Raw genomic sequence first — 25,799 nt, forward strand, 5'->3', positions numbered from 1 at the left:
ACGGCGAGATCGGCCAGTGCCGCGTCCGCCCACCGCTCCCCCACGTTGAGCAACCGCTGGGTCAGCCGCGCGGCGAGGGCCGCCCAGCCGGAGCCCCGATCCGGGAGCACCTGCCGGTAACGACCCGGGAGCGCCCCCAGCACGGCCTCGCGGGTCCCGGCGGGATGCCACCCAGGTACTGGTACTGCACCATCCCGCCCCACACAGTCAGCAGGTCGCCGGCGCTCGCCTCGTACGCGGCCACCGCCACGTCCAGGACGGACTGCGGGCGCACCACTGCGCAGGGCGATGTCCGCCCGGTGCCGAACACCCGGTCCGGCCATCCGTCCTTCTCCGCGAGGTAGGTGTGAGTGGTTGACTCACATGTGTTTTGATCCTACCCGCCCGGAACGACACGTCCGGCGGCCGGTGTTCACACCGTCCCACCCGGTGGGGGGCGGACCAGGGATCGCCGGCGCGAACCGCTGCCCCCTAGGCCCGCCACATGTTGTCGAAGGCCGCGTGTTCCACGTCCCGGCGCAGTCGGGCCGCCTCCCGTTCCGTCACCGCGTTCCCGACGGCGGCCAGTACCGTCGTGACCGCCTCCCCCGGCTCCCCGGCGTCCGGGGGCGGGTCCCCGGCCTCCAGCGCTGCCGTCAGGGCGGCGAGGACGGGATCGCCGGAGGCCAGGCGTTCCTCGGCGCGACGGCGCTCCGGCGTGTCGGCGGGCACGGTGTCGGTGCCGCGCACGGACAGTCCACGGCGCCGGGGGCGTACGACGAGCCCGGCCCGCGTCAGGTCCTCGACGTAAGCGGCGGTGAGTCCGTCCCCGCGGCGCCACAGCCAGTCGGTCACCGTCTCGTACGGCTCGCGCCGGACCAGCGCGGCGGCCGCCTCGTCCAGCAGTGGATCGCCCGCCGCCGTGCGCACGCCGGGCACCATGGGCTCACCGTCCAGGGTCAGCGCCCCGCTCTCCAGGAGGTCGACGGCCTCGGCGCCGGCCGGCGCCAGGGACAGGTCGCCCTGTTCCACGGTCCGTCCGGACGGCAGGCCGAGGACGACGAGCACGAGGTCGCGTGCGGTGCTCATGCGTCCCGCCTCGTCTCCAGCAGGCGCAGCCACACCTCGCTGATGGTGGGGAAGGCGGGTACGGCGTGCCACAGCCGCTCGACGGGCACCTCGCCGGTGATGGCGACGGTGGCCGAGTACAGCAGTTCACCGACGCCCGGTCCGGCGAAGGTCGCGCCGACGACGACCTGGCGGTCCCGGTCGATCAGGATGCGGGCCCGTCCGCGGTAGTCGGGGCGGTACTGGAGAGCCCCCGCGAGTTGGCCGATCTCGTAGTCGACGACCTCGACGGCACGGCCGGTGCGCTCGGCCTCGGCGGTGGTCAGACCCACGGTGGCGACCTCGGGGTCGGTGAAGACGACGCCGGGGACGGCCTCGATGTCGGCCGTGGTGCTGTGCCGGGCCCAGCGGCCGGTGTCGAGTTCCTCACCCCGGGCGCGGGCGGCGATGACGGCACCGGCTGTCCGGGCCTGGTACTTGCCCTGGTGGGTGAAGAGCGCCCGGCGGTTGACGTCGCCGACGGCGTACAGCCATTGGCCCGGTACGGCGGTGACGGTCAGGCTGTCGTCGGTGGTGAGCCACTCCCCCGGGGTGAGTCCGACGGTGTCGAGCCCGACATCCGTGGAGTTGGGCACGCGGCCGGTGGCGAACAGGATCTCGTCGGCGGCGAGTTCACCGCCGTCCGACAGCGTGACCCGCACCTCGCCGTCCCGCACCTCGCCGTCCCGCCGCTCGCCACCGGGCCCCTCGCCTTCGCGGCGCACGGCGACGGGCTCGGTGCCGAAGCGTACGTCGGCGCCAGCCTCCCGCAGGCGCTCGGTGACGAGTTCGCCGGCGAAGGGTTCAAGACGGGGCAGCAGACCGCCCTCACGGGCGAGCAGGGTCACCTGGGTGCCCAGGGCCTGCCAGGCGGTGGCCATCTCGACCCCGACCACTCCGGCCCCGACGACCACCAGGCGCCCGGGCACCTCCTGGGCGCTGGTCGCCTCCCGGCTGGTCCAGGGCCGCACGGTGTCGATGCCGGGCAGCGCGGGCAGGGCCGCCCGGCTGCCGGTGCAGACGGCGACGGCGTGCCGGGCGCGCAGCCGGACCGTGTCGCCCTCGGGGGTCCGTACGGTCGCCTCGCGCTCCCCCGCCAGCCGTCCGTGGCCGCGCACCAGCTCGATGCCCGCCGACCTGAGCCACTCGACCTGCCCGTCGTCCTTCCAGTCGGCGGACATGCGGTCGCGGTGCGCCAGGACGGCCTTCGTGTCCAACGGGCCGCCGACGGCCGGCCCGAGACCGGGCACGTGCACGGCGTCCGCACGGAGCAGGACGGGGCGGAGCAGTGCCTTGCTGGGTTCAGGTCCGGCTCGCCTGCCCAGACATCACCAGGGCCTGCGACCTCGCCCGTGCCTTCGCCGACCTGGTCCGCCACCAGCGCGGACACCTCCTGCTGGAGTGGATCCGCCAGGCCGAGCAGGACGCACCGAAGCCCATGGAAGGCTTCGCCGGCTTCCTCCGCCAGGACCTCGACGCCGTCACCGCCGGACTCACCCTGCCCTGGAGCTTCGGGGTCGTCGAAGGACATGTGAATCGGGTGATTCTGTGGAATCAGCGATGTCAAGTCGTGTGCTGGTGCATCACGTCGAGGTAGTGCCGATCACGGTGCGGCACATGGTTGTCCCGGCCGGGCAGACTGAAGACAGCGCAGACCTCGGCGGGCTCGGTGAGGATGCTCGACTGCTTGCCGAAGGTGAGGACGGGGTTGACCTCGTGGTGGCAGCCTGCGGTGTCGAGGGCCGTGATCAGTTCCTCGCGGAGAACGGTCGCCTCGAACGACTCGGAATCAGGCAGGACGAGCGGTGGGAGACTCGTCGTTGATCCGGGCCAGAGGTTGATCCAGATGCCGCTGACGGCCCTCTGGGTGACGACCAGTCGAAGGCCTCCCCACGCATAGGGATAGCCGTCGATGTCGGGACCCTTCATGAGGATGGCGGGGTGCGGGCGCCCTTGACCGAGGAGGTCCTCGGCCTCGGTCAGGGGCATTCCGCAGTGAAGTGGGCCGATCCGGCCGGTTCGGGCGAAGTCGACGAGCACGTTCATCAAGGTCACGGCAGTGACTGTGACACTCTCCCGGGCCATTGCGCACTCCGATATCAGCGCGATGCGGAGCCCGTCCCGCCCTGTCGGATGTTGACGAGCGGCAGGAGGCGGGCCGTCGCTGGCACGTCCAGTTCGCGTGGTGTCGGGCCAGCCGGAGTGGGCGTGTCGGCGAGGCGCTCGAGCAGCCGGTCCAGGGCCGCCTGGCCGTCCTCGACAGCCGCCTGCTCGTCGTCGGTCAGCGGGATGGACACGGCCATCTTCTGCAAGTTGCTTTTGGCTTCCAGGAGTTGGGCCTTCGTGGAGTCCTTCGGCGTGTAGAAGTCGCAGCGTGCGCAAGCCATGCGGTGCTGGCACTGCTCGAAGAAGGTGTAGCTGCAGTAGCCGTGTCCGAGGTCGTAGTGCTGCCAGGGTTCGCCGGCCGCGGCGGCGCCGGAGGCGACGGCGTCACGGTCGACCAGGACCTCGATGGTGCGCACGTTGCGCTCGAAGTAGCCGGCTTCGGAGTAGGCCTTGGACAGGGTGTTGGGCGTGATCTTCGCGTAGTACTGGGTGGACTGCGGAGAGCGGTGTCCGAGCCAGGCCTGCAGCTCGAACAGGGTCATCGGTTCTTTGGCGTTGTAGAGCTGGCTGGCGATGGTGGACCGGGCGCGGTGGCTGGTGATGTTGCCGCGGATGTCGGCGGCCGGGACTCCGGCCTTGCGGCAGAGCATGGGGATGATCGTGTTGTTGATGTAGCTGGTGGAAACGCGGCGGGCCCGGACGGCGAACAGCAGGTCGACGAGCTCGCCGGTGCGGCGGTCGGTGAACTTCGGCTGGACGGGACGGGCAGCCTGCCAGGCGTCGACAGCCTGGCCGAGGATCGGGTCGACCGGCTTGGTGAAGGCGGTGCCGGTCTTGTGGGTGGGGACGTCGAGCAGGCAAACCGCGTCGCGGGCCAGGACCTGCTGCGAGTCGCCAGCGATCGGTGCCCCGTCGTGCTGCCAGCGGATGCAGCCCGCCCTCAGCCGGGTGATCTCGTTGCTGCGTTGTCCGGAGAACAGCCAGGTCAGTGTGACAGCGCGGACCAGTTCGAAAGGGTAGAAGTGCCCGGAGCGGGTCTGGGGCAGGTCTGCGGGCTCCAGATTCAGGCCCGCCCACAACAGCTTCGCCCAGACCTCGTCGGCGATCACCCTGGGGTCGGGTCCGAGGAGGGCGGTGATGCTGCGGGGGATCGCCAACGCGCGAAGGGGGTCGAAGCGGCGGGGCAGCCACTCCCATTCCTGGCAGTCGCGGAAGAACGTCCGCAGCGCGGTGATCTGTGCGGCCTTGCTGGGCGCTTCCAGCGGCTTGCCGAGACGGTCGCCCAGCCCGGTCGTGCGCTGGACGTAGTCGCCGACCTGCATCCGGTCCAGTGCGGCAATCCACGAAGCGCAGGTCTGCCGGGTCCAGTCGGCCGGATCGGCGGCGTCGGGCTGTTCGGCGGCGATCCACCGGCCGGCCTTGAGCAGGTTCGAGCGGACGCCGCCGCGAACGCGCGGGGTCAGCGTCGAGGTGGCGTGCCAGCGGTCGGCCCACTGTTCCCAGATCGGCGCGCCGCCACTGGCTCGGGCTGAGTGGCGGCCGGTGCCGGGACGGGGAGGATCACAGAATCCGAGCTCGGCGACCGCCCGCTGCATCGCGTGCAGGGTGTTCAGCCGGCTGCCCTCCAGCAGCCCGTCGCGGCGGATCCGGCCGAACAGTGCGGTGTCCAGATCCTCAAGGTGCGGGCTGCGGTTGAGCAGGAACAGCTGGCAGGCCACCATCGGCAGCAGGGTGTCCTCGTCCCGGCCGAGCCGGTAGCCCCAGGCGCCCAGGACCGTACGAATTCGTGCGACCTCGCCGTTGACGCGGCCGCGTCCGAAGATCCGCCAGGCCAGGGTGAGCCGCTGGAAGCTGCCGAGCCGGTGGAACTCGTTGAAGCCACCGAGCAGGTAGGCGTGTGCTGCGAGGTAGGGGCGGACCTCGTCGCCTGCCCAGGCGGGCGCGTGCTGGCGGAACTCGGCCTGGGTGCGGCCGAGCAGGTGCAACCATTCCTCCTCGGTCCAGCCCCAGAAGGTCCGGCCGGTCTCCGCGCTCCGCGTCAGCAGCAGCGCGACCACGTCGAGCATGGCTCGTCGGCGGTGCGGGGTGGGCGGGGAGTCCAGTGCGGCGTTGACCGCCTCCAGCGGAGCCAGCAGCCGCGCGATCACGCGCCAGCCCGGCGCGGACGGGTCGTGGTACTGCAGTCGCCGCAGATTGTGCACGCCCAGGTCGGCCACCGCCCTGGCCTCGGCAGGTCGCACCGCCACCGGGGCGTTGTCCCGGGGCGGGGAGATCGGCCAGGACCAGCGTCCGGCCCCGCCCTCGGCGGCGACGGCCGGCAGTGGTGCGGTCACCGCGGCACCTCCGCCGTCGCGCCGTCCGCAGAGGTGAGCATCTGTATTCGCCAGGCATGGATGTGCTCCATGCCGCGGGCCAGCTTGTCGGCCAGGTCCCGGCCGGACAGGTGGATGTACTGGAGCGTGGAATCGGTGTTGCGGTGGCCGGCGAAGGACGCGATCGCGTGCAACTCCCAGCCCATCCTGGCCAGATCGGTCAGACACAGGTGACGGGTGGTGTGGGTCGAGAACCGCGGGACACCGGCCTCCAGGGCGATCCGGCGGACCACCTTCGACCAGGTCCACAGGGTCAGCGGCTGCCCGTGGTTGCGCCGGGACTCCGACAGGAACAGCGGTCCCCTGGCCCTGCTGATCGTGGCCCGGTGGGCGAGGTAGGCCGACATCAGCACGCCGGTCGACGCCGAGTACGGCACCACCCGCTCCAGCCGGTTCTTCGTCGTCTCCGCCCGCACCCTCAGCGTCCGATGGGCCGGATCGAGGTCGTCGGTCCGCAGCGAGCACAGCTCCTCCCGCCGCAGCGCGGCATCGTAGGCCAGAGCCAGCATCACCCGGTTGCGGACCGGCTCCGCCCGCGCGACCTGCTGGATCCCCAGCCACTGCTGTTCGCTGGGGATCCACGGCAGCTTCGTGAGCCGCGGTACCAGTCCGCGCTGCCGCCCGCCCCGCTGTCGCCCAGGGGTGTAGCGGCCCCGGCCCACCGGGTTCGACTCCCGCAGACCCTCCTCCATGAGGAAGTCGTAGAACAAGCGGACCGGCACCAGGCGCTGCTGGATCGTGGCGTTCGCCAGCCCGGCGCCCGAGTCGATCGCCACCACGTTCGCACCCCGACGGTGCGGCCGCGACGTCAACTCACTTACGAACAGGGCGACGTGGGCGCGGTTCGCGGTGACCGGGTCTACGTCCTCCCGCTCGCGCATCACCAAGTACTCGGCCAGCCCGCGGGCATAGGCATCGATCGTGCGGGGCGCACGTCCGAGATCCGTCCAGATCGTCAGCCAGGTCGCCGCCTGCTCATGCCTGCCGAGCACCGGCCACTTCTCCATCAGCACCGTCGTGCCGCTCAACACATCTCCCAAGTCCGTGGTTGCACCGGAGAGACATGATCACCCCGGCAGATTCCACGTAACTTTTAAAACGCTCAAGAGGTCTATGTATGGCCGAGCCTCGTTCGAGCTCCTCCGCACTCGCATCCTCACTCAGCCGTCGATGCCGATGCCCCTTCAGTGGGCCTCTGGTGGCGAGGAAGGTTGAGCTGTTCATGCAGGAGAGCCGCAGCCTGGAGGTCATTGGTGACCATCACCTGAGCCAACCTGCCCGCGACTGCGATCACGTTGCCCCAGGCTGGAGCGTCTAGATAGACCTCGTCCGGGGCACCACGGCCCACTTCTTCCTGCACGGACGAGTAGACCTCGCCCAGCTCCTTCATGAGCGCGACTTCCTCCTCCGTCCGCAAGCTCTTGCCCAACCACGGCGCGGGATCGTCTGCGTTGCAGAAGTCGTCGGACAGAACAGTGACCACGTAGTCCAGGTCCTCGAACTCCTCCGTCCGCAGCCAGACATCGCGCTGCCACGACGGACTCGCAAGGGCGAGAACCGCTGGCACAACATGAAGTCGGAAGACCGGGAACTCAATGCCGTGATCCGTCACATCGCGAGCCTACTGACAGAGTGAGGGACTCCACCCACTTGCCGGTACGCCTGTTCACGGAACTGCGGACAGAGCCCTAGACGAACTGCCCGGTTTCACTGAACGGCGGCGCGGCGGCGGCGTTTCGGGTCGGCCAGGACGTCCGCGCTGTAGCCGGCGTCGTCCGGGTTGAGGTTGGTGCCCGGCGCCACGATGCGATCGATACGGTCCAGCACGGCGCGTTCCAGGCTGATGTCCGCGGCGTTGAGCTGGTCGTGCAGATGCTCGGCGGTGCGGGGGCCGATGATCGCCGCGGTCACGGCGGGGTGCGTGGTGACGAACGCCAGCGCGAGCTGGATCAGGGTGAGGCCCGCTTCGTCGGCGATGCCGGCGAGTTCGGTGGCGGCGTCGAGCTTGGCCTGGTTGCCCGGTATATCCATGTCGTAGTGGGAGAGCGTGGTGCGGAAAGGCATCGTCTGGGTGCGGTGGCTGGACAGGTCGGCCGCGTCGCGGCGCCAGCGGCCGGACAGCCAGCCCCCGGCCAGCGGACTCCAGGCGAGGACCCCCATCCGGTACGTCTCGCAGGTGGGCAGGACGTCGGCTTCGACGCCCCGGGCCAGGAGGGAGTACGGCGGCTGTTCGCAGACGAAGCGCTCGCGCTGCCGCCGCTCGGCGGTCCACTGCGCCTGCACGATCACCGAGGGGGCGAAGGTCGACGATCCCGCATAGAGGATCTTGCCTGCGCGGACGAGATCGGAGAGGGCGCCCAGGGTCTCGTCGAGGTCGGTCTCGGCATCGGGCCGATGTACCTGGTAGAGGTCGATGTGATCGGTGCCGAGGCGGCGCAGGCTCTCCTCGCAGGCCCGGACGATCCAGCGCCGCGAGGCGCCGCGCTCATTGGCGCCGGGACCCATGGGGCTCGACACCTTGGTCGCCAGGACGACGTCGTCGCGCCGTTTGGCGATCGCCTTCCCGACGATGACCTCGGACTCGCCGCCCGAATACACATCGGCCGTGTCGATGATGTTGACGCCCGCGTCGAGCGCGGTGCGGATGATGCCGATCGAGTCGTCATGGTCGGGGTTTCCCCACTGCCCGAACATCATCGCCCCCAGGCACAGCGAGCTGACCTGGACTCCTGTACTACCCAGCGTGCGGTACTGCATGGCGCGTTGGCCCTTCTGCGAGCGCGGCGGTGCGCGGGACGGCCGGCCGCAGCCTGATACCGTCCCACAGTAAGCGGAGCAGGGTCCGCTTCGTCGCCACGCTAAGCGGAGCCGACTCCGCATGGCAAGTCGAGAGGAAGAGCCCCATGTCTGATCCGTCCGTCCGACCGATCCGGGCCGACGCACGGGCCAACGAGGACAAGCTGCTCGCCGCGGCCGCCGCGGCCTTCGCCCGGGACGGCGCGGGCGCGACCCTGAAGCAGATCGCGAAGGACGCGGGCGTCGGGATCGGCACCTTGTACCGGCGCTTCCCGGCCCGCGAGCAGCTCGTCGACGCCACCTACCGCTACGAGACGGCCCGTCTGGCCGCCCGAACCATGGACCTCTTGCGCGAACTGCCCGCCGACCGGGCCCTGCGGACGTGGATGTCCCAGGTGCTGGACTACCTGGCCGCCAAGCACGGCATGGCGGACACGCTCAAGACCCTCCTGCAGAACGACGAGCAGCTGAGCTCGCAGACGCGCGAGCAACTGACCGGCGCGATCGAGGAATTCCGTCTCGCCGGGATCGCCCAGGGGGTGATCCGGGGGAACGTGCCCTCACCCGACATCCTCATGGCCCTGGCGGGCGTCACCCTCGCAGCCGGGGCTGCCCACCAGCGCGCTCAAGCCGAGCGGCTGCTCGACCTGCTGATGGACGGCATCACCCGCCCGGACGGATGGCGCGGGACAACTGCGTGATCTGGACGTACCCGGCCGCCCCTCGAAGAACTTCTTCATCCACGGCTGATCGGTCGGCGGTGTATCGCTGCTCGGGCGGACCGTCCTCCACGTCACGTCACGTCACGTTGCGCGTGCGCTGAAGCGCCCGCAGCAACATGCCCGTACAGCAATCCCGGCAGATTGCCGCACACAACTCGCTCCTCGCCTGCAAGCCACTCATGAGGCCCCCAGCGGGAGAAGCGCACCTCGCAGTCCCACCGCAAGCCCCCAAGCGGCATCAAAACAATCCGACATCGCAAACTGGGTCAGATGCCGACTCCCGCAGTCACATCGAAACGGCTCCCACAGTGACGTACACAACCACCCTGTGCGGGCTCATCATCTGGCGCCCTTTCCGGACGGGCTCCCCGGGATGCTGCGGGCATGCTGGAAGCGAATCATCCTGGGATCGACTCGCTGCACCTGCCGGCGCAGGTGGCGATGCAGTGGAAGCAGCGGGCCCAGACAAAGGTCGTGCGGCGACGCCGGGCCGACGGCACCTACGACGAGCCCGTGTCCCCCCGCCTGGACGGCTCCACCCTGCTGATCGCGGTCCGGGCCCTCTGCCTGGATCTCGCCCGCTGGGCCGGGGAGGAGCCGGCCCGCTGGGGCCCGTGGGTCGCGCCCTGCCCGATCGGGGAGGCCGACCTCAACGTCAAAAGGCACGGCCAGCGGGTCAGGGCCCGCATGGACCAGCGCACCCGGCAACGCCTGCCGGCCCTGCCGACGGTCGTCCGCGCCGCCAAAGAACTGCTGGACGATGCGCAGGCCCGTCTGCAGGCCGTCCAGGTCGCTCCGGTCGGCGGCCGGTTGAGGTCCTCGGCGAGACCTTCACCCGCGCCAAAAGGCCAGGCTCCACCTGGGTCTACGACGATTGCGCGCGACGCCGAGACCTGGCCCAGCGCGAGCGCCGGGCCTCCTGGGGGCCATGGTCGAATTCCTGCAGCACACCGGAGCCCGGATCGAGGAGATGCCGGAGGCCAGTCATCACAGCCTGATCCAGTACCGGCTGCCCACGACGGGCGAGGTCGTGCCCCTGCTGCAGATCGCCCCCTCGAAGACCGACCAGGAGCGCGTCCTGCTGGTCAGCCCCGAACTCGCCGACGTCCTGAGCACCATCATCACCCGCGTCCGAGACCCGCGGACCGGCGCCGTCCCGCAAGTCTCCGCCTACGAATACAACGAACGCGTATGGAATCCGCCCATGCCACTGCTGTTCCAGTACGACCGCAGCGGCGAAATCTCCGCCAGGAACGGCGAGTTCCTCCGCAAATGCCTCAACGACGTCCTCGACGCCACCGGCCTGACCGACGCCGACGGCTGCCCCCTGGACTTCGACCCGCACGACTTCCGGCGCATCTTCATCACCGACACCATCCGCAGCGGACTTCCCCCACACATCGCCCAAGTCATCGCCGGACACTCCGACATCAACACCACCATGGGCTACAACGCGATCTACCCGGCCGAAGCCATCGAGGCCCAGCGCGTTCATCGCCCGCCGCCGAGCCCTGCGCCCCAGCGAGGAATACCGCACCCCCACATCCGAGGAATGGGACGCCTTCCTAGGCCACTTCGAACGACGCAAGCTCTCCGTCGGCATCTGCGCCCGCGACTTCGGCACCGCATGCATCCACGAACACGCCTGCATCCGCTGCTCCATGCTCCGCCTCGACCCCGCCCAACGCCCCCGCCTGACCGAAATCCGCGACAACCTCCTGGCCCGCATCCTCGAAGCCGAACGCGAAGGATGGCTAGGCGAGATGGAGGGACTCAAAGTCAGCCTCGCCGGCGCCCAGGACAAACTCGCCTTGCTCGATGCAGAGCGAGCCCGCGCACGGCGGACCGTCGATCTGGGGATGCCCCCCTTTGCCAACCTCGCCGGACGCACATCCACGGCCAATCTCACTCCACGATCCTCAACGCACTAGATGATCGAGTCCATGGGGTCAGTGAGCGTAGGCGATCAGTGAGCGTAGGACGGTTTGTCCGGTGGCGTCGTTGTGCCAGATCGCGGCGGTCAGCGCGAGGATGCGTTGCATGACGCGGGCTATGACACCTCCGGGTGTGCGCCCTCAGTGCCGTTCGAGGTCAAGCTGTCCCTTGAAGGTCTCGTTGATCGAGTCGATGACCTGTCGCAGCGGCTTGAACAGGGCTGCGCCTAGAGTGCTGTCGCGAGGATGTCCACGTCGTTCGCCACAAAACGATCCTGGGCACCCTCGTTCTCGTCTCCGCAGGCGCCCCTTGGACCGCACCACCAGGAGGAACCAGTGTCATACCCGCGACTGCTCACCCCCGAGGAGAAGCTAGCCGACGCGAAGAAGCAGCTGAGCCTCCCGCGTATCGTCGTGATCTGCGGCTCCACCCGCTTCATGACCGAGATGAACGAGGCCGATCTGCGGGAGACCAAAGCCGGAAAGATTGTCGTCAAACCAGGCTGTGACATGAAGTCGCCGCACGAACTTTGGTCCGATCCTGTCGAGGCCGAGGCGTTGAAGGCTCAACTCGACGATCTGCACCGGGCGAAGATCCGGCTCGCTGATGAGGTGCTCGTAGTCGGCGACTACATCGGAGACAGCACCCGAGCCGAAATCGCCTACGCCCGGTCGCTGGGCAAGCCCGTGCGGTTCACGGACCCCGAAGTCGACCCTGACGCCTGACCGCCCGCTGCCACCTCGACAACCAGGGTCGGCAGCCCGCCGCCTGACCGTCTCGCGGTGGCTTCGGCCGCCGCCCATCCCACACCCTCCGCAGGCAGGGTCTGCTGCAGGTTTGGGTGACACCAGTGACGTGCCCCACGGTTTGGGTTCCAGCTGCGGTGGCTACTGAGGTTGAACTCGTGATGTCGCCGGGTTGCTCAGGTGAGTCTTATTGTCGGGCCGGCTTCGGCGAGGCAGCCGTCTATGACCAGACCGCCGGCCGCTGCCGATTACCGGGTGCGCTCAGTGCGGTCGTCGTACTCTTCGCGGGCGGTGATGACTTCTTCGATGTGCAGCACGGACCATTCCGTGAGCGCCTTCAGCGGTTCCTGCAGCGTCTGGCCGAGCGCAGTCAGCTCATACTCCACGTGGGGCGGCACCTCTGGGTAGACGGTCCGGCTGCTCAGGTTGAATTCGTGGAGTCCGGTGGTCTGATCGCGTCGCAGTCCATGATCAGGCCGGTGGGCGGCAGGCAGCCGTCGATCAGGTGGGGACGGTATTGGATCTTCTTGAGCTTCCGCTTGATCACACGGGTGAGGTGGGCGAGGTCGGCGGCAGTGAAGTCGGCCAGGTGCCGTTTGAGCAGGGACCAGATGCCTTCTGCCGGGTTCAACTCGGGTGCGTAGGACGGCATCTGGAAGATCCGCAGCCAGTTCTTGTGCTCCTCGGCGAAGTCGGCCAGTTCCCTGACCAAGTGCACATTCAGATTGTCCCAGCACCACACCACTGGGGTGCCGAGCTGCAGGTGGGTCATGACGATCAGGTCGCGGCGCTGGCGCCAGGAGGACGCCTTCGGCTCGCTGCGGCGTCCGTGCCAGATGTGCAGGGTGAAGAAGAAGCGAGAGCGGTGGCCGGCGCGGTAGCAGACCACCCCGGCGACGTTGCCCCGTCCCTGGTTGCGGCCGCGCACCCGCACGACGGGCCGCTGTCCGCGTGGTGCCCAGGTGTGTCCCCTTCGGCGGCCTCAGCCCCTGGCCTGCCTCGTCCTCGAAGCAGATGTGGGCGCCCAGGTCCTCCGCAGTCCTTTTACCCTGGGCCACACCTCCGTCTTCCACACCTCGATCGCCTCCTCGTCCCGCTCGATGGCCCGACGCACCGGGACCTGTGCGGACCAGCCGTGCCGACGCAGCAGCTTCCACACGCCCTGGATCGTGTAGCCGACGTGGAACATCCGCCCGATCAGCAGCTTCACCCGCTTCAGCGTCCAGCCCTGGAACTCATCGTCCCATCCGTGCGCGAGCGGACCTCGTCCGAGCTCCCGCTCCAGCCGCTCCCACTGCCTGGGGCTCAACCGCTCCACTGAGACTGGCCCCTTCGAGCGCAGCGCGTCCTCGCCGCCCTTCTCCCACGCCCGCCGCCAGCGCCGTACCGACCGTGTCGTCACCCGTAACTCCCGCGCGATGACCTCGGTCTTCTCCCCGCACGCGAACCGCTCGGCCGCCGCGCGCCTCACCCGCTCCCGCTTCTGCTGCTCTTTGGGCGTCAGCCCGCCCCCATGCGCGTACCTCATGAAGACGTCGTACCGCAGTGCGTCGGAGCACAGTAGTTGTCACCGATACAGCTTGATCAGCGGTAATCCGGACGGTGTTGTGGTCAGGCTTGTGCAGCTGAGCCAGCATTGTGGGCACACCGTGAGGGGGACTCGTGAGACGACGATTGCTGGTGGGATTGGCTGCTGCCGGCGTGGGGGGCGGGACGTACACACTCTACTCCGTACAAGTCATCCCCGAAGGCTCAGCAGCAGTTGTCGAGCGGTTCGGACGCTACTCGAGGACGCTGGGATCCGGACTGCACACCATCCATCCGTACATCGACACCATCCGCAACCGCATCGACCTGCGGCGCCAGACCGTGCCGATTCCTGTGTTCATTGAGACCGGCTCGGACGACGGCACCGAGCTTCATCTCAACGCGATGGTGCACTACCAAGTAACCGATCCCCACACAGCGACCTACGGCATCGCCAGCTACATCCAAGCCCTCGACCAGGTGATGCGGCACGACATCGTGCACGGCCTACGCGGCCTGAACGGCAACTTCGCCACAGCCGCAGTCGAAGAGCTCCGCGTCCGGATCGAACAGCACCTGAAAGAAGCCGCTGTCGACTGGGGACTGACCGTCTACTGGTTCGGACTGACATTCGGTGATGTGCCCATCCTGTCCGACCGTGGGGCCCAACAACCCCGGCCTGAAATCGTCATCAACGCCACGGAGGTCCACATGAGCCGATTCGGCGACACCCACATCACCGGCAACGCCCAGCTGGGAGACCACAACAGCCTGGACGCGCGCAGCGTCCACGGCTTGCCCCCGGACCAGGTGCTGAACCTGGCAGCCGCTCTGGTGAGCCTGGTACGCGCGGAAGCTGCCTCTTCTGCCAACTCCGACCCTGCCCTCGTCACCTGGGCGGAAGCCTTCGAACAGGAAGTTCAAAACGCCCAAACCGAGAACCGGGCACCCAACACGGGCCGCCTGCGCCATGCTGCCACCCAGATCACCGCGGGACTGGCAACGACGACAGCTCTGGGAGGGCAGATCGAGACGTTGATCGGCCAGCTACGACACCTTCTCGGACTATAGAACCCACCTGCCAGACCAGAATCAGCCCGTTCCGGCAGTGACAACAAGCCTGCCTTTACGGCAACTGTCGTGCTCCGGCTCACGCAGCGATCAAGACCCGTCACAGGCCGACGGACACCGCGAGTTCAACCTGAGTACTGGTTGCCGATGACGCGGTCGCCGTAGAAGCCGGCGAGGGTGTTGATCGCTTCCTTCCAGTTGTAGGTGCGGCCGGTGGGGTTGCGCCGGTTGGGCTGGCGGCCCCGGATGACGAGGTAGAGGACCTTCAGGGCGGCTTCCTCGTTCGGGAAGTGTCCCCGGCGGCGGGAGGCCTGCCGGAAGCGGGAGTTGAGGGACTCGATCATGTGTTCGTCGTGCAGACGATCTTGCGGATCTCCGGCGGGAAGCGCAGGAACATCACGAAGTGTTCCCAGCTGCGGCGCCAGACCCCGATCAGGGCCGGGTAGCGAGCTCCCCAGATCTCCTCGAACTCGGCGAATCGCTGCTCGGCAGCGTCGACGGTGGCCGCCGTGTAGACCTGGCGGAGTTCCTTGGCGATGTGCGACCAGTGCTTGGTCGAGGCGTACTTGAGGCGGTTGCGGACCATGTGAACCACACAGAGCTGGATGTCCGCAAGTGGCCAGATGTTCTGGATCGAGTCCGGCAGGCCCTTCAGTCCGTCGCAGCAGGCGATCAGGACGCCCTCGATGCCGCGGTTCTTCAGCTCCGCGAGCCATGCCATCCAGGTCTTGGCGCCCTCGCCGCCGGAGCCTACCCACATGCCCAGCACGTCACGCTCGCCTTCGAGGTTGATCCCGACGGCGATGTAGACGGGCCGGTTGGCGACCGCTCCGTCGCGGATCTTCAGAACGATCGCGTCGATCATCACGACCGCGTAGACACGGTCGAGCGGCCGCCGGCGCCAGGCTTCGAGTTCCTCTGTGATCTTGTCGGTCGCGCGGGAGATCAGGTCACGGGAGACGTCCACGTCGTAGATCTCTGCGAGATGGGCCTGGATCTCACCCGTGGTCAGCCCCTTCGCATAGGGCGAGAGGATCGCCTTGTCGAAACCCTCCACCCGCCGCTGATGCTTGGGCACGATGGCCGGACTGAAGCTGCCCGACCGGTCCCGGGGAACGTCGATCTCCACCGCGCCGACGTCGGTCAGCACTCGCTTGCGAGACGTGGAGATGCTCGGTCATCTCGGCCTCCAACGCCCCTTCCAGGACCAGCTTCACCAACCCCTTGAGCAGGCCGTTCTCCCCGACCAGGTTGGGTCCCTCGCTGCGGGCCCGGTTCACCAGCTGCTCGGCCAGCTCCCGGTCCAGCTCAGTCAGTCTCGCCAACTCGGCCCCCGTGCGTACGGTGTTCGAACTCTCGTGGGGACGCTCGTCCTTGCCGCCCATCCGTGATCCTTCCCGGCAGAGACCACATCTCATGCCAGACAGGTCATACCGGGGTATACACAAACTTCAGGACAGTCCCCGGCCAGGTGGGCGGTGCGCGGTGGTGCCTCGGGCGGCTTCGTATCCCTCGTTCGGGGCTGGCATCGCCAAATGCCCTTTCCCTAGGATGGGTTGACTGTCGGGCCAGTCCGGATGGCGCGGCTGGGAGCTGGGGGAATGATGCAGCCTGGAAAGCAACTGTCCACGTCGATCGATGCCACGGTGCCGACGGCCGCACGCATGTACGACCACTACCTGGGCGGCAAGGACAACTACGCGGCCGACCGGGCAGCCTGTGAGGAGCTGGACAAGGTCGTACCAAGCACCCGCGCTCTGGCGCTGAACAACCGGCGCTTTTTGCAGCGGGTGGTCAGAACGCTGGCGGCCGAATACGGCATCCGGCAGTTCCTCGACCACGGATCCGGGCTGCCCACCCAGGACAACGTGCACCAGGTGGCGCAGCAGGTCGACCCGTCTTCGCGGGTCGTGTACGTCGACAACGACCCGATGGTCCTGGTGCACGGCCGCGCCCTGCTGGAGCAGAACGAGCGCACCGCCGTCATCCACGCCGACATGCGGGACACCGAGGCGATCTTCTCCCACCCCGACACCAAGCGCCTGATCGACTTCTCGCAGCCGGCGGCCGTGCTGTTCAACTCGGTGTTCCACTGCATCCCGGACAGTGACAGTGACGGGCCGCTCGCCGTGGCCCGCCGGGTGGCTCAACCGCTCGTGCCTGGCAGCTTCATGGTGATGTGCCAGCTGGTCAGCGAGGACGTCGAGGTACGGGATTTCGTCACCGGCTTCATGGATCAGGCGACCCAGGGGCACTGGGGCCGCGTACGCCAGGAAAGCGACGTCGCGGAGTGGTTCGAGGGCATGGACATCCTCGAGCCGGGGCTCGTAGAGGTGTCCACTTGGCGACCGGATTCCGAAGTGATGCCCCGTCAGCTCACCCATGAGTGGATCGAGTTCGGCGGCGTCGGGCGCATCCGGTAGCGAAGAGCGCGACTTCGCGTCAGGATCGCCGGCCGCTGTCGCCGGACCTGACGCAAAGTCACGTGGCGGGGTAGCGCTGTTCCAGCGTGTCACGCAGCAGGACCAGGGACTCGCGAGGGTTGAGGGCCTCGTCGGCCAGCCGGTCCAGGGCCACCCGGTATTCCTCCGTCTCGTCGCGGTCCTCCAGGAAGTTCGCGCTCTTGATGTGCTCCAGGTAGACGACGTCGGGCAGGTCAAGTCCGCCGAAGCGCAGGTAGGTGACCGGGATGGCCGGCGCGGAGGCGTTCGTCAGGTCGAGCGGCACGATCTGCACGGTCACATGGGGCCGTTCGGCCATCTCGACGAGGTACTCCAGCTGTTCGCGCATCACCCCACGGCTGCCCAAGACGCGCAGCAGGACCGACTCGTCTATGATCGCCCACAGTTGAGGCGCGTCCGCGCGATGCAGTAGCTCTCGTCGGCGCATGCGCAGCTCCACACGGCGCTTCACCTCGCCGGCCAGCGCCGTCGGTAGCCCGCGCTCCACCACCGCCCGGGTGTAGGCCGGCGTCTGCAGCAGACCCGGCACGTACTGGATTTCGAAGGTACGGATGGCTGCGGCCGCCTCCTGCAATCCCACCAGCCGGTCGAACCACTCGGGCATCAGCCGCTTGTCGTAGCGCTGCCACCATCCCGGTTCACCGGCACGCTTCAGCAGCTTCAGCAGGACCGACGCCTCGTAGTCGTCAGCCTTGTACAGCTCGAGCAGCGCACGGACGTCGTTTTCCGTAGGTGGCCTGCGGCCCCTGCCCGCCTCGATGCGCGACAGCTTCGCCGGACTGAACCCCAGGGCGCGCGCCGCCTGTTCCTGCGCGAAGCCGGCGTCCTCGCGGATGCCCGCCAGTTGCACGCCCACCAGCATCTTCAGCAGAGTGGGGGCGGGCTCAGTCCGGCTCAGATAGGGTTCGAGGCGGGAGGCGCGAGGTGACTCGGCGGACATCCTGACTCCCTGTCGAGCGGCAGAAGACACACGGCATTATCGCATCCCGTCAACGCCTGCCGGATGCGTTGGCCGAAGTGGAGATGCCCGCCTCCGCTTCACACGAGGTGGTCGAACTCCCCCTCCTTCACGCCGGCGAGGAAGGCGGCCAGTTCCGCCGGTGTGTAGACAAGGGCGGGCCCGTGGGGGTCACGGGAGTTGCGGATGGCGATACCTCCGTCACCCAGGGCGGCCACCTCGACGCAGTTGCCCTCGGCGTTGCTGTGCCGGCTTTTGATCCAGCAGGCCGCCAATGAACTCGCCTGCACTCCGTTGGACACTGAAGTCACCGAACTCTCCTTGCTGACGTTCTGCCGCGCGTGTACGCGACCGCAGGCTCGGGCCGAGGCGGCACCGCGCCCCACACTCCTGCGTTCGGCCACACCTCGTGCAATTTCCCGTGAAATTGCACGACGACGCTGCCGGAGTGGATAATAGCCGTGGCGTCAACCGCGGTGTCGACGCCGCGTCCTGACGTCACATCAGGGAGACGCCGTGTCATTACCTGTGCACCAAGCGCCTCGCATTCCCAGCAGGTCTGCGCCACGGGCAGGTCGGACCGCTGAGACCGGTGCGCTCGCCACCACAGCGTCGGCCTGCTCCCTGAGTCACGAGGCCCGTCGGGAGCCTGAGCCGCTGAGCGGTACGTCCAGCTCCGCTGACGTGCGCATCACCGGCAGCAGGCAGGGCCACACGCAGGCGCGGACCTTCACCCACCGCACCGCGTGCCGCTGGTCGCTCGACCACTTGAGCAACGGCGCCGCCACCGTCGTCACCGAGCTGGCCGCCAACGCGGTGACGCACGCCGTACCGCAGGCCCCGGACGGCGAGGCCGTTGCGTGGCTGGCACTCCGACTCGAAGCCGACCACCTGATGTGCGCCGTCACGGACCCGAGTGGCCGCCCGCCCGTATACCCCCGTGTCACCGACTCCTCGGAGGAGAACGGCCGTGGCCTGTGCATCGTCGAAGCCGTGTCCGAGGACCGGGGACGGGTCCGGCATTCCCCGGCGGGCAGGACCTTCTGGGCCCCGCTGCCGACCTCCCCCGCGGCCCTGACACGACTGCCGTGAAAAGTCCCGGCATGATGCGCGCCGCTTCTATGGAACCGACAAGCCCCCAGCATCCGACGCCTGTATCGGGAGCGCAAATGGCAACGCCGCTCAGGAACGTGGGGCAGGTGCCGTGGCACGAGATCAAAGACTCCCGCGGCCCTGCCACAGCCATCCCCTTGCTGCTCAACAGCATCGCCTGGGGTGACACGACTACGGCACGGACCGCGATCAGCGAATTGCGCGAGCGTATCTGCCAGTATGGCTTCGTCGTGGAACAGGCAACCGCCGCCACGGTCCCGTTCCTGTGGGAACTCGCCCGGCTCCCCCACGTCACCTGCCGCGTGGAGATCGTCCGGCTGCTGAAGAACATCGCGGACGCCCGACAGTGGGAGAAGACGGCCGCCGCCTACCCAAAACTGCTGCACCGTCGCGACGACTACGTGGGGTGGGAACGCGAAGCCCGCCAAGCCGTGCGCGCCAACCGCGGCACCATCCAGCGACTACTCATCGAACCGGACACCGAACTCGTCCGGGTCACCGCAGAACTCGCCTCCGCACTCACCGACTGACTGACTGTTCTCTTTCCGCTCAGGTGGTCGGTGGGGTTCGCACAGGGGCCTGGTCCGGGTGAGTCTGCCGGCGCGGAGGCATGGAAGAAGGGCCTCTTGGTAGCTCGCGGATGTCGAGTCCCACGAGCGGCAAGAGGCCCTAATCCCTAATTGAAAGGACGCTCCGAGGAACGGTTGTCGTTCGGGGCGTCCGAGTACCAGGCCGTGACATCTATGACCGTCCGGGCAGTCAACGCGTCAGCGTAGATCGTGTGCGCGGTCCTGGTATTCACGGTGGTGGCGGTCGCGCGGGCACCGCGTGAACGCCTTCAAGAGGTCATCTCGATCGGTGGATCGAGGCGCGGGTGACCCGGCGGACCGAGCCATTGGGTGCTGGTGCGACGATGCGGGGATGCGCGAGGTCGATGAGCTGATCAACGTCGACGATCCAGCCTGGCCGCTCCTCCTCCAGGAGCTGTCCGGCACCGGCGTACCAGTTGAGGTGCTGCCCGGCGATCCCGAGCAGGGCCGTGTCTCGCTGCTTCAACTCCAGGTCTCGGCCCGATCAAATCTGGGCGGCATCGTACTGAACTGCGGCGGCATGCTCGTGGACAGCGGGTGGTTGCGGATCTTCGGAAGCCCGAGTGGTGCCGACGCCGAGGGACTGCCCGGCCTGGCCGAGATCAACGCGATGCCCGCGACGTTCGATCCCGCATGGCCGTCGGGTGCAGGACTCGTGGTCGCTCACGACGTGCTGGGCGGGGTTTTCACCCTCAACGGGGGCAACCCCCGTCAGGCCGGTCGGCCCGGCGAGCCGGGTGAAATCCTCTACTTCGCCCCCGATGCCCTTGGCTGGCAGGCCCTGGGCGCCGGCCACTCGGCATGGCTCTCCTGGATTCTCTCCGGAGGGCTCCAGGAGTTCTCTGAGGACCTGCGGTGGGACGGCTGGCGCGACGAAGTCTCTGTGCTCAATGGCCGGCAGGGGCTGTCGTTCTTCCCCCCGTTGTGGTCGGCCGAGGCCCGCCAGGCTCTGCCGACCGCCAGCCGTCGCGCGGTGCCCATGGCGGAACTCCTGAGCCTGAGCCGCACCTCGTCCCTTCAGTTCGGCGGAGCCGATCCGGGGTTTCTCGGAGTCGCTTGACCTGGTTCACCCACTCAGACACCGGTAGCAGATGAGGGTGGCGGCGATGCCGGCGAAGGCAAGGAAGTGTCCGGCCTTGCGCTCGTAGCGCCGGTGCAGACGGCGGCAGCCGGCAAGCCAGGCCACCGTCCTCTCCACGGTCCTGCGGTGACGGCCCTGGCGCTGCGAGGACTCGAGCCCCTTGCGGGCGATGCGCTGGGTGATGTTCCGAAAACGCAGCCAGTGGCGCCCGTGGCCGTAGTCGTATCCCGTGTCGCCATGGAGTTTGGCGGGGCGTCGCCGACGCGGTCCGCGGCGGGAGCGGACGGGCGGTATGCCACGCACGAGAGGTTCCAGGCCCTGGCTGTCGTAAGTGTTCGCGGCGGAGATCCCGATTGAGAAGGGTGGACCGGACCGCTCGGTGATCAAGTGGATCTTTGATCCCTTCTTGCCGCGATCTACAGGATTCGGACCCGTCAGATCCCCCTTTCAGGGCCCGCATGTTCACCGATTCGATCGCACACCGCGACCAGCCCAACTCCCCGCGGGCACCGAGTTCGTCCAGGACCAGGCGGTGAAGCTTGCCCCACACCTGGCCCTGCTCCACTCGGTGAACCGGCGGTGCGCGGTCGGCCCGGACGGACCGAAGACCGGCGGCAGTTGCCGCCAGGCACAGCCCGCAGTGGCCACGAACAGGATCGCCGTCAGCACTTCACGTGTGTCAGCCGCGCCGCCTCGACGGTCCTCGAACTGGACCTCTGAACCCCTGACAACGGACGGAGCACCATGACCCGACGCGGCGTACGGCGCGCTCTGCCTCCCATCCTCGGCTGGGAGGAGCTGCCCAGATCGGTGTCGGTGCACGGCGCCCGGTGCAGGGAACGGGTGCGGGAACCCGTGCCGGGCGTGCTGCTGGAGACCGAGGAGGGATGGCTGCTGCTGGACACTGGCTTCAACACGGCCCTGCCGCGCGACCGCAAGCTGCGCCGACGGTACTGCCCGTCCCCCTCCTACCAGCCGGAGCTCCCCGGCCCCGGCGAGCCCCTGCCGGCGGCGCTGGCCGCCGTCGGCGTGGGGCTGGAGGAGATCACGGCCGTCGCCGTCAGCCTTCTGCACGCCGACCATGCCGGCGGTCTCAAGCACTTCGCGGGCCGGGTACCGGTGCACATCCAGCGCACCGAGCTTGAGTTCGGGCTGCCGGGACGGCCCGAGGTGGAGCGCGAGACGATCTTCCGGGTGGACTTCGACGACCCCCGCATCGACTGGCGTCTCACCGACGGCGACCAGGAGATCGTGCCCGGCGTCACGGCCGTCCTGTCCGCCGGGCACACCCCGGGCCACCAGAGCTTCGTGGTCGACCTCGCCGAAGGCGGCGGCTCTGTGTTCACCTGCGACGCGGCCGACCTGACGGAGAACATCGACGAGGAGCGCCCCGCCGGAACGTCGATCGGCGTACCCCCGGAGGCGACCCTGGCGCCCATCCGGCACCTCAAACGACTGGCGGCGGACAAGGGCTACGAACTGGTCCCGGGCCACGATCCGGTCGTCTGGCCGGAGCTGATCCGACGGCTGACGGGCGGCCAGGTCTGACCGGCAGAGCCGAGTCGTTTCACTGCGTCAGGCAAGATCAAGGTCAGTGGCTTTTGATGTCGATCCCGGCTGTCAGTGCCGGGTGGAAGACTGCCCGGCATGATCGAAGCGAACCCGAAAGCGGACCTTCTCCGATACCTGCAAGAGGCGCGTGACGCCCTGGTGTGGAAGCTCGATGGGCTCTCGGAGTACCACATCCGCCGCCCGCTGACCCCCACGGGCACGAACCTTTTGGGACTGGTCAAGCACGTCGCCGGCGTGGAACTGGGCTACTTCGGCGATACGTTCGGGCGGTCGTTCTTCGACGAAGAGCCGCCGCCCTGGTGGTATACCGAGGACACAGAGCCCAACTCGGACATGTGGGCCACTGCAGACGAGTCGCGCGAAGACATCGTCGGGCTCTATCGGCAGGCGTGGGAGCACTCCGACAGCACGATCGCGGCGCTGACGCTGGACGCGATCGGCCGTGTCCCGTGGTGGCCGGAGGAACGCCGAGAGGTGACACTGCACCACATCCTGGTGCGCGTGATCTCCGATACCCAGCGGCATGCCGGCCACGCGGACATCGTGCGAGAGCTCATCGACGGATCCGTCGGGTATCTGCAGGGCAAGGACAACATGCCGCCAGGGGATCAGGCGTGGTGGGAGGGTCACCGGAACCGGCTGGAGCGCGTGGCTCGGGAAGCCAACGGCTGATCTCGCCCGACTGCCGACCCCGCTGGCCGCTGTATCCGCGGTCGGCTCGGCGGCTCCCGGTCAGCTGGCGTGGGTCTGTTCGGCCAGGGCTTCGGTGTGGGCGACGCGGCAGGACTCGGTGCCGGTCTGGATGATGGCGCCGTTGAAGGTCAGGCGGTCGACGATGGCCGCGCAGAGCCGCGGATCTGTGAACGTTTTCGTCCGCCCGCTGAAACTCTCGTTCGAGGCGATCGCGACGCCTTCTTCTCCTCGCGCTCGGTCAGAACCTGAAACAGCAGTTCAGCACCCCTGCGGTCAAGCTCCATGTAGCCGAGTTCATCAATGCATAAAAGATCGACACGGCCGAAGCGGGCGATCGTCTTGGACAGCTGCTTCTCGTCGGCGGCTTCGACGAGCTCGTTGACGAGTTTGGTGGCCCGCACGTAGCGGACGCGGAAGCCGTGCATGGCGGCCTCGGTGCCCAGGGCTATCAGCGGGTGGGACTTGCCGGTGCCGGAGTCGCCGATCAGGCAGAACGGCTCCCCCTTCTTGACCCATTCGCAGGTGGCGAGGGTGTTGACGGTAGCCGGCCCGATGGTGGGGTTGGCGTCGAAGCCGAACGCCCGCAGGCTCTTGTCGCGCGGGAAGGAGGCCGCCTTGATCCGGCGTTCGGAACGCCGAGCGGGCCCGGTCGTCGCACTCGGTCATCAGCAGCTCGGCAAGGAACGCCCGATACGACATCCAATCGTGTGCGGCGCCTTCGGCGCGGTCGGCGAACTGCTGGCGGATGGACGGCAGCCTGAGCATGCGGCATGCCTGGTCGATCGAGGCGGTGGCGGCTTCTTCGGTCAGTCCACGCCTGCGTGTCATGATCCCTCTTTCTCGCCGGCCCTGCGGCCGTGCCGTTTCAGGAGCTGGTCGTAGCGGGCCACCGACGGCAGCGGCCGGGTGTCGGGCGGGAGGTGGGACAGCTTCCAGTCAGACAAGAAGGTGACCGTGCCGCCGGTCTCCTCCTGCGGCTGGACGGGATGGGCCCGGGTGGGCTTCACGGGCTCGGTGAACGTCTCGCCCTCGGCGGCCTTGCGCGCCTCCAGCGCGACCGCGTCCGCGATCAGGGCGTCGGCCCGGTGGGCCGCGGCGAGGTGGCGGCCCAGGAGCGGCGTCCCTCGCCCAGGTACTGCACCAGGTCGAGGAGTGTCCATTGGGGGCAGGTCGGTACGGGCGCGTCGAGGGTGGGGGCGGAGGCGACCGCGGTGCGGAAGGCGGTGGACCCGGCACAGCCGCATCTCCGAACGCACCAACACCCACTCGGTGCCGGTCCGCCATAACCGACCCCGCGGCCGCCGGAAGGGCCATCACCGCTCCGGCCGTCCCTGACAGCCCGCCCGATCTGCCGCGGGGCAGCCGGGCCTGCCGGCGTTCGACAACGCGTCGACCGGCTGATCATCTCCCTGCACAGGGCCGTGCTGTTCGTCGTCGGCCCAATCGATACCCGGGTACGGACGGCAGGCATCCCATGACCGCCGGACCCACTGCCCGGCCTCGGCCTAAAGGACGTTCTCCAGCGTCAGGATGAGCTCGGCGATCCGCCACCTACCGTCGGATCGGCGCAGGCCGAACGTGTAGAGCCCGGTCGCGATCATCTGGATGCTCTCGCCGGTGTTCCTCGTCTGCAGCAGATAGGCGCGCACCTGGGCAGTGGCGCCGTCCGTCGCCGTGACGACGACATTGCCCAGGTGGTGCCGCACCCTTCCGGCCTGGGCCGTGTGTCCGTCACGGATGAAGTCGAGCACCGCCGCGCGTCCGGCGACCGGGCCGAGCACTCCCTGTCCGGGCATCGTGAAGGTCCAGGTGGTGTCTTCGGTCAGGACCGCTTCCAGCGCGGGCACGTTCAGCTCGTCCAGGGCGTGGGCGTAGTGCGCCACCGCTTGCTGGAGTTCGGCGATCACGCGGCCACCGTCAGCACGATCTTGCCTTGGATGTGGCCCTGTGCGGCTCGCGTGTGTGCGCGGCCCGCCTCGGACAGCGGGTAGGTGCTGTCCACCCCGACCTGGAGCTTGCCCTCATCGAACAGGCGCCCGATCCCGGCGAGCTGGGGGCCGTTGGAACGCACCTGAATGTTGGAGACGCTGACGCCCAGACGCGCCGTCTCCTGCGGGTCGTACTGGGCGAAGAACACCGGAAGCATGGTGCCGCCGCGCCTGAGCACGCTCAGGAAGCGCGAGCTGTCCGGGCCACCGACGGTGTCGATCACCAGGTCGACGCCGCCGACCACGTCCGCGGCCCGCGTGGTGGTGTAGTCGATGAACTCATCGGCTCCGAGCTTGTGCAGGAACTGCTCGTGCCGGCCCGAGGCCACCGCGATGACGCGTGCCCCCTTCCATTTGGCCAGCTGCACCGCGAAGTGGCCCACCCCACCAGCGGCCCCGTTGACCAGGACGGTCGTCCCCGGCGTGAGCGGCACCGGCCGGTGCACCCGGCCGTTGAACGGAGACGGCACGTCGTGGCCGAGATCGACCAGGTACTGCCAGGCCGTCAGCGCGGCCATCGGCGCCCCGGCCGCCTGCACGTGGTCGATACCGTCCGGCTTGAGCGCCAGGTCGGAAGCCGGCGCGGCCACGTACTCGGCGTACGCCCGGCCGTCGAATCCGGGGAACCGCAGCATGCCGAAGACCTCGTCACCGACCGTGAACCCCAGCACGTCGGGAGCGACAGCCTGGACCACGCCCGACATGTCCGTTCCGGGGATCAGGGGGAACTCGAGCGCCGGCCTCATCTCGGCCGGCATGACCTTCATCCCCTCGCGCAGGTACCAGTCCGGCGGGTTGATGCCCACCGCGTGCACGCGGACGAGCACCTCGCCGGGGCCGATCTCGGGAACCGGCACCTCGTCGTAGCGCAGAACCTCCGGGCCGCCCGCTTCGTGGAACTGGATCGCCTTCATCGCACCTGTCGCTTTCTCGGGGAAACGTTGCTCCTTCAGTCAAGGCGCAGGTCGGCACGGCCGTCCA

Annotated in this window: 25 protein-coding genes and 7 pseudogenes; 12 read left to right on the plus strand and 20 right to left on the minus strand. The window is 68.5% G+C overall.

The features are described from left to right. Positions 1-471 precede the first annotated feature (471 nt). The gene (locus ACFY6U_RS06210; RefSeq protein WP_390035349.1) at positions 472-1,068 is read right to left on the minus strand and encodes a GPP34 family phosphoprotein; all 597 of its coding nucleotides are present in this window, start codon (positions 1,066-1,068) and stop codon (positions 472-474) included. Beyond that, positions 1,065-2,390 (minus strand): annotated as a pseudogene (locus ACFY6U_RS06215) (dihydrolipoyl dehydrogenase family protein); the annotation flags it as partial. The gene ACFY6U_RS06210 and the pseudogene ACFY6U_RS06215, both read right to left, overlap by 4 nt. On the opposite strand from ACFY6U_RS06215, the gene ACFY6U_RS06220 reads away from it, so the two are divergent. After that, positions 2,375-2,683, plus strand: a complete 309-nt coding sequence (locus ACFY6U_RS06220; protein ID WP_390035350.1) for a hypothetical protein — start codon at positions 2,375-2,377, stop codon at positions 2,681-2,683. The pseudogene ACFY6U_RS06215 and the gene ACFY6U_RS06220 sit on opposite strands and share 16 nt — an antisense overlap. Here the strand turns inward: ACFY6U_RS06220 and ACFY6U_RS06225 are convergent. From ACFY6U_RS06225 to ACFY6U_RS06245, 5 genes are all read right to left on the minus strand, one after another. After that, a complete protein-coding gene (locus ACFY6U_RS06225; RefSeq protein ID WP_390035351.1) occupies positions 2,650-3,141 on the minus strand; it encodes a hypothetical protein in 492 nt (163 codons plus the stop codon). The genes ACFY6U_RS06220 and ACFY6U_RS06225 overlap by 34 nt on opposite strands. A gap of 44 nt (positions 3,142-3,185) precedes the next feature. Then, positions 3,186-5,525 carry a tyrosine-type recombinase/integrase gene (locus tag ACFY6U_RS06230; protein WP_390035352.1) on the minus strand — a complete coding sequence of 780 codons (2,340 nt, stop codon included), beginning with the start codon at positions 5,523-5,525 and terminating at the stop codon, positions 3,186-3,188. After that, positions 5,522-6,592: a tyrosine-type recombinase/integrase gene (locus ACFY6U_RS06235; protein WP_390035353.1), complete on the minus strand. Its 1,071-nt coding sequence runs from the start codon at positions 6,590-6,592 to the stop codon at positions 5,522-5,524. Before ACFY6U_RS06235 ends, ACFY6U_RS06230 begins: the two co-directional genes overlap by 4 nt. 128 nt (positions 6,593-6,720) lie before the next feature. After that, positions 6,721-7,176, minus strand: coding sequence for a hypothetical protein (locus ACFY6U_RS06240; protein WP_390035354.1), 456 nt, complete (start codon positions 7,174-7,176; stop codon positions 6,721-6,723). Positions 7,177-7,271: 95 nt separating this feature from the next. Next, the gene (locus tag ACFY6U_RS06245; RefSeq protein ID WP_390035355.1) at positions 7,272-8,321 is read right to left on the minus strand and encodes an aldo/keto reductase; all 1,050 of its coding nucleotides are present in this window, start codon (positions 8,319-8,321) and stop codon (positions 7,272-7,274) included. A gap of 146 nt (positions 8,322-8,467) precedes the next feature. Between ACFY6U_RS06245 and ACFY6U_RS06250 the strand changes: the two genes are divergently transcribed. The 3 genes and pseudogenes from ACFY6U_RS06250 to ACFY6U_RS06260 all read left to right on the plus strand — a co-directional run bounded on the left by ACFY6U_RS06250 (position 8,468) and on the right by ACFY6U_RS06260 (position 11,013). After that, a complete protein-coding gene (locus ACFY6U_RS06250) occupies positions 8,468-9,061 on the plus strand; it encodes a TetR/AcrR family transcriptional regulator (RefSeq protein WP_390035356.1) in 594 nt (197 codons plus the stop codon). 991 nt (positions 9,062-10,052) lie between these two features. Next, positions 10,053-10,484: pseudogene (locus tag ACFY6U_RS06255) on the plus strand (site-specific integrase); the annotation flags it as partial. Between the two features lie 259 nt (positions 10,485-10,743). After that, on the plus strand, positions 10,744-11,013 hold the full coding sequence (locus ACFY6U_RS06260) for a hypothetical protein (protein ID WP_390036574.1): 270 nt from the start codon (positions 10,744-10,746) through the stop codon (positions 11,011-11,013). A gap of 18 nt (positions 11,014-11,031) precedes the next feature. Here the strand turns inward: ACFY6U_RS06260 and ACFY6U_RS06265 are convergent. After that, a pseudogene (locus ACFY6U_RS06265) lies at positions 11,032-11,244 on the minus strand (IS982 family transposase); the annotation flags it as partial. A gap of 108 nt (positions 11,245-11,352) precedes the next feature. On the opposite strand from ACFY6U_RS06265, the gene ACFY6U_RS06270 reads away from it, so the two are divergent. Beyond that, complete coding sequence (locus ACFY6U_RS06270; RefSeq protein ID WP_390035357.1) at positions 11,353-11,742, plus strand: hypothetical protein; 390 nt, start codon at positions 11,353-11,355, stop codon at positions 11,740-11,742. Between the two features lie 269 nt (positions 11,743-12,011). Here the strand turns inward: ACFY6U_RS06270 and ACFY6U_RS06275 are convergent, their stop codons facing one another. Genes ACFY6U_RS06275 through ACFY6U_RS06285 form a run of 3 tightly spaced genes read right to left on the minus strand, consistent with a single transcriptional unit; the run spans position 12,012 to position 13,291 of the window. Next, on the minus strand, positions 12,012-12,149 hold the full coding sequence (locus tag ACFY6U_RS06275; protein WP_390035358.1) for a hypothetical protein: 138 nt from the start codon (positions 12,147-12,149) through the stop codon (positions 12,012-12,014). 35 nt (positions 12,150-12,184) lie between these two features. After that, the gene (locus ACFY6U_RS06280; RefSeq protein ID WP_390035359.1) at positions 12,185-12,691 is read right to left on the minus strand and encodes a transposase; all 507 of its coding nucleotides are present in this window, start codon (positions 12,689-12,691) and stop codon (positions 12,185-12,187) included. A 54-nt stretch (positions 12,692-12,745) separates the two neighbouring features. Further along, complete coding sequence (locus ACFY6U_RS06285; RefSeq protein WP_390035360.1) at positions 12,746-13,291, minus strand: winged helix-turn-helix domain-containing protein; 546 nt, start codon at positions 13,289-13,291, stop codon at positions 12,746-12,748. Between the two features lie 134 nt (positions 13,292-13,425). Here ACFY6U_RS06285 and ACFY6U_RS06290 point away from each other — a divergent pair, with 134 nt between their 5' ends. After that, entirely contained in the window at positions 13,426-14,361 is a 936-nt protein-coding gene (locus ACFY6U_RS06290) for an SPFH domain-containing protein (RefSeq protein ID WP_390035361.1), read from the plus strand. A gap of 125 nt (positions 14,362-14,486) precedes the next feature. Here the strand turns inward: ACFY6U_RS06290 and ACFY6U_RS06295 are convergent. Then, positions 14,487-15,746, minus strand: a pseudogene (locus tag ACFY6U_RS06295) (IS256 family transposase). Between the two features lie 219 nt (positions 15,747-15,965). Here ACFY6U_RS06295 and ACFY6U_RS06300 point away from each other — a divergent pair. Continuing rightward, complete coding sequence (locus ACFY6U_RS06300) at positions 15,966-16,784, plus strand: SAM-dependent methyltransferase (RefSeq protein ID WP_390036516.1); 819 nt, start codon at positions 15,966-15,968, stop codon at positions 16,782-16,784. A gap of 58 nt (positions 16,785-16,842) precedes the next feature. Here ACFY6U_RS06300 and ACFY6U_RS06305 read toward each other — a convergent pair whose 3' ends face one another. Both ACFY6U_RS06305 and ACFY6U_RS06310 read right to left on the minus strand, forming a co-directional pair. Next, positions 16,843-17,763 carry a helix-turn-helix domain-containing protein gene (locus tag ACFY6U_RS06305; protein ID WP_390035362.1) on the minus strand — a complete coding sequence of 307 codons (921 nt, stop codon included), beginning with the start codon at positions 17,761-17,763 and terminating at the stop codon, positions 16,843-16,845. 98 nt (positions 17,764-17,861) lie between these two features. Then, positions 17,862-18,092 (minus strand): DUF397 domain-containing protein, encoded by a 231-nt coding sequence (locus tag ACFY6U_RS06310; RefSeq protein WP_390035363.1) that lies wholly within the window; start codon positions 18,090-18,092, stop codon positions 17,862-17,864. A 373-nt stretch (positions 18,093-18,465) separates the two neighbouring features. Here ACFY6U_RS06310 and ACFY6U_RS06315 point away from each other — a divergent pair, with 373 nt between their 5' ends. From ACFY6U_RS06315 to ACFY6U_RS06325, 3 genes are all read left to right on the plus strand, one after another. Further along, entirely contained in the window at positions 18,466-18,873 is a 408-nt protein-coding gene (locus ACFY6U_RS06315; protein WP_390035364.1) for an ATP-binding protein, read from the plus strand. A 14-nt stretch (positions 18,874-18,887) separates the two neighbouring features. Continuing rightward, positions 18,888-19,424: a hypothetical protein gene (locus ACFY6U_RS06320; RefSeq protein WP_390036518.1), complete on the plus strand. Its 537-nt coding sequence runs from the start codon at positions 18,888-18,890 to the stop codon at positions 19,422-19,424. A 391-nt stretch (positions 19,425-19,815) separates the two neighbouring features. Further along, entirely contained in the window at positions 19,816-20,544 is a 729-nt protein-coding gene (locus tag ACFY6U_RS06325; RefSeq protein ID WP_390035365.1) for a DUF2625 family protein, read from the plus strand. Positions 20,545-20,550: 6 nt separating this feature from the next. Here the strand turns inward: ACFY6U_RS06325 and ACFY6U_RS06330 are convergent. Further along, a pseudogene (locus ACFY6U_RS06330) lies at positions 20,551-21,387 on the minus strand (IS5 family transposase). Here ACFY6U_RS06330 and ACFY6U_RS06335 point away from each other — a divergent pair. Further along, positions 21,310-22,113, plus strand: a complete 804-nt coding sequence (locus ACFY6U_RS06335) for an N-acyl homoserine lactonase family protein (protein WP_390035366.1) — start codon at positions 21,310-21,312, stop codon at positions 22,111-22,113. The pseudogene ACFY6U_RS06330 and the gene ACFY6U_RS06335 overlap by 78 nt on opposite strands. Before the next feature lie 99 nt (positions 22,114-22,212). Continuing rightward, entirely contained in the window at positions 22,213-22,809 is a 597-nt protein-coding gene (locus ACFY6U_RS06340) for a DinB family protein (RefSeq protein ID WP_390035367.1), read from the plus strand. Positions 22,810-22,869: 60 nt separating this feature from the next. On the opposite strand, the pseudogene istB reads toward ACFY6U_RS06340, so the two are convergent. From istB to ACFY6U_RS06365, 5 genes and pseudogenes are all read right to left on the minus strand, one after another. Further along, positions 22,870-23,658: pseudogene (gene istB, locus ACFY6U_RS06345) on the minus strand (IS21-like element helper ATPase IstB). Further along, positions 23,655-23,990, minus strand: a complete 336-nt coding sequence (locus ACFY6U_RS06350; protein WP_390036576.1) for a hypothetical protein — start codon at positions 23,988-23,990, stop codon at positions 23,655-23,657. The pseudogene istB and the gene ACFY6U_RS06350 overlap by 4 nt, the downstream one beginning before the upstream one ends. After that, positions 23,930-24,058 (minus strand): annotated as a pseudogene (locus ACFY6U_RS06355) (maleylpyruvate isomerase N-terminal domain-containing protein); the annotation flags it as partial. The gene ACFY6U_RS06350 and the pseudogene ACFY6U_RS06355, both read right to left, overlap by 61 nt. Positions 24,059-24,335: 277 nt before the next feature. After that, entirely contained in the window at positions 24,336-24,737 is a 402-nt protein-coding gene (locus tag ACFY6U_RS06360) for a nuclear transport factor 2 family protein (RefSeq protein WP_390035368.1), read from the minus strand. Then, complete coding sequence (locus tag ACFY6U_RS06365; protein ID WP_390035369.1) at positions 24,734-25,732, minus strand: NADP-dependent oxidoreductase; 999 nt, start codon at positions 25,730-25,732, stop codon at positions 24,734-24,736. Before ACFY6U_RS06365 ends, ACFY6U_RS06360 begins: the two co-directional genes overlap by 4 nt. Positions 25,733-25,799: the final 67 nt, after the last annotated feature.

Source organism: Streptomyces sp. NPDC013157 (genome assembly GCF_042899865.1).
Lineage (GTDB): Bacteria > Actinomycetota > Actinomycetes > Streptomycetales > Streptomycetaceae > Streptomyces.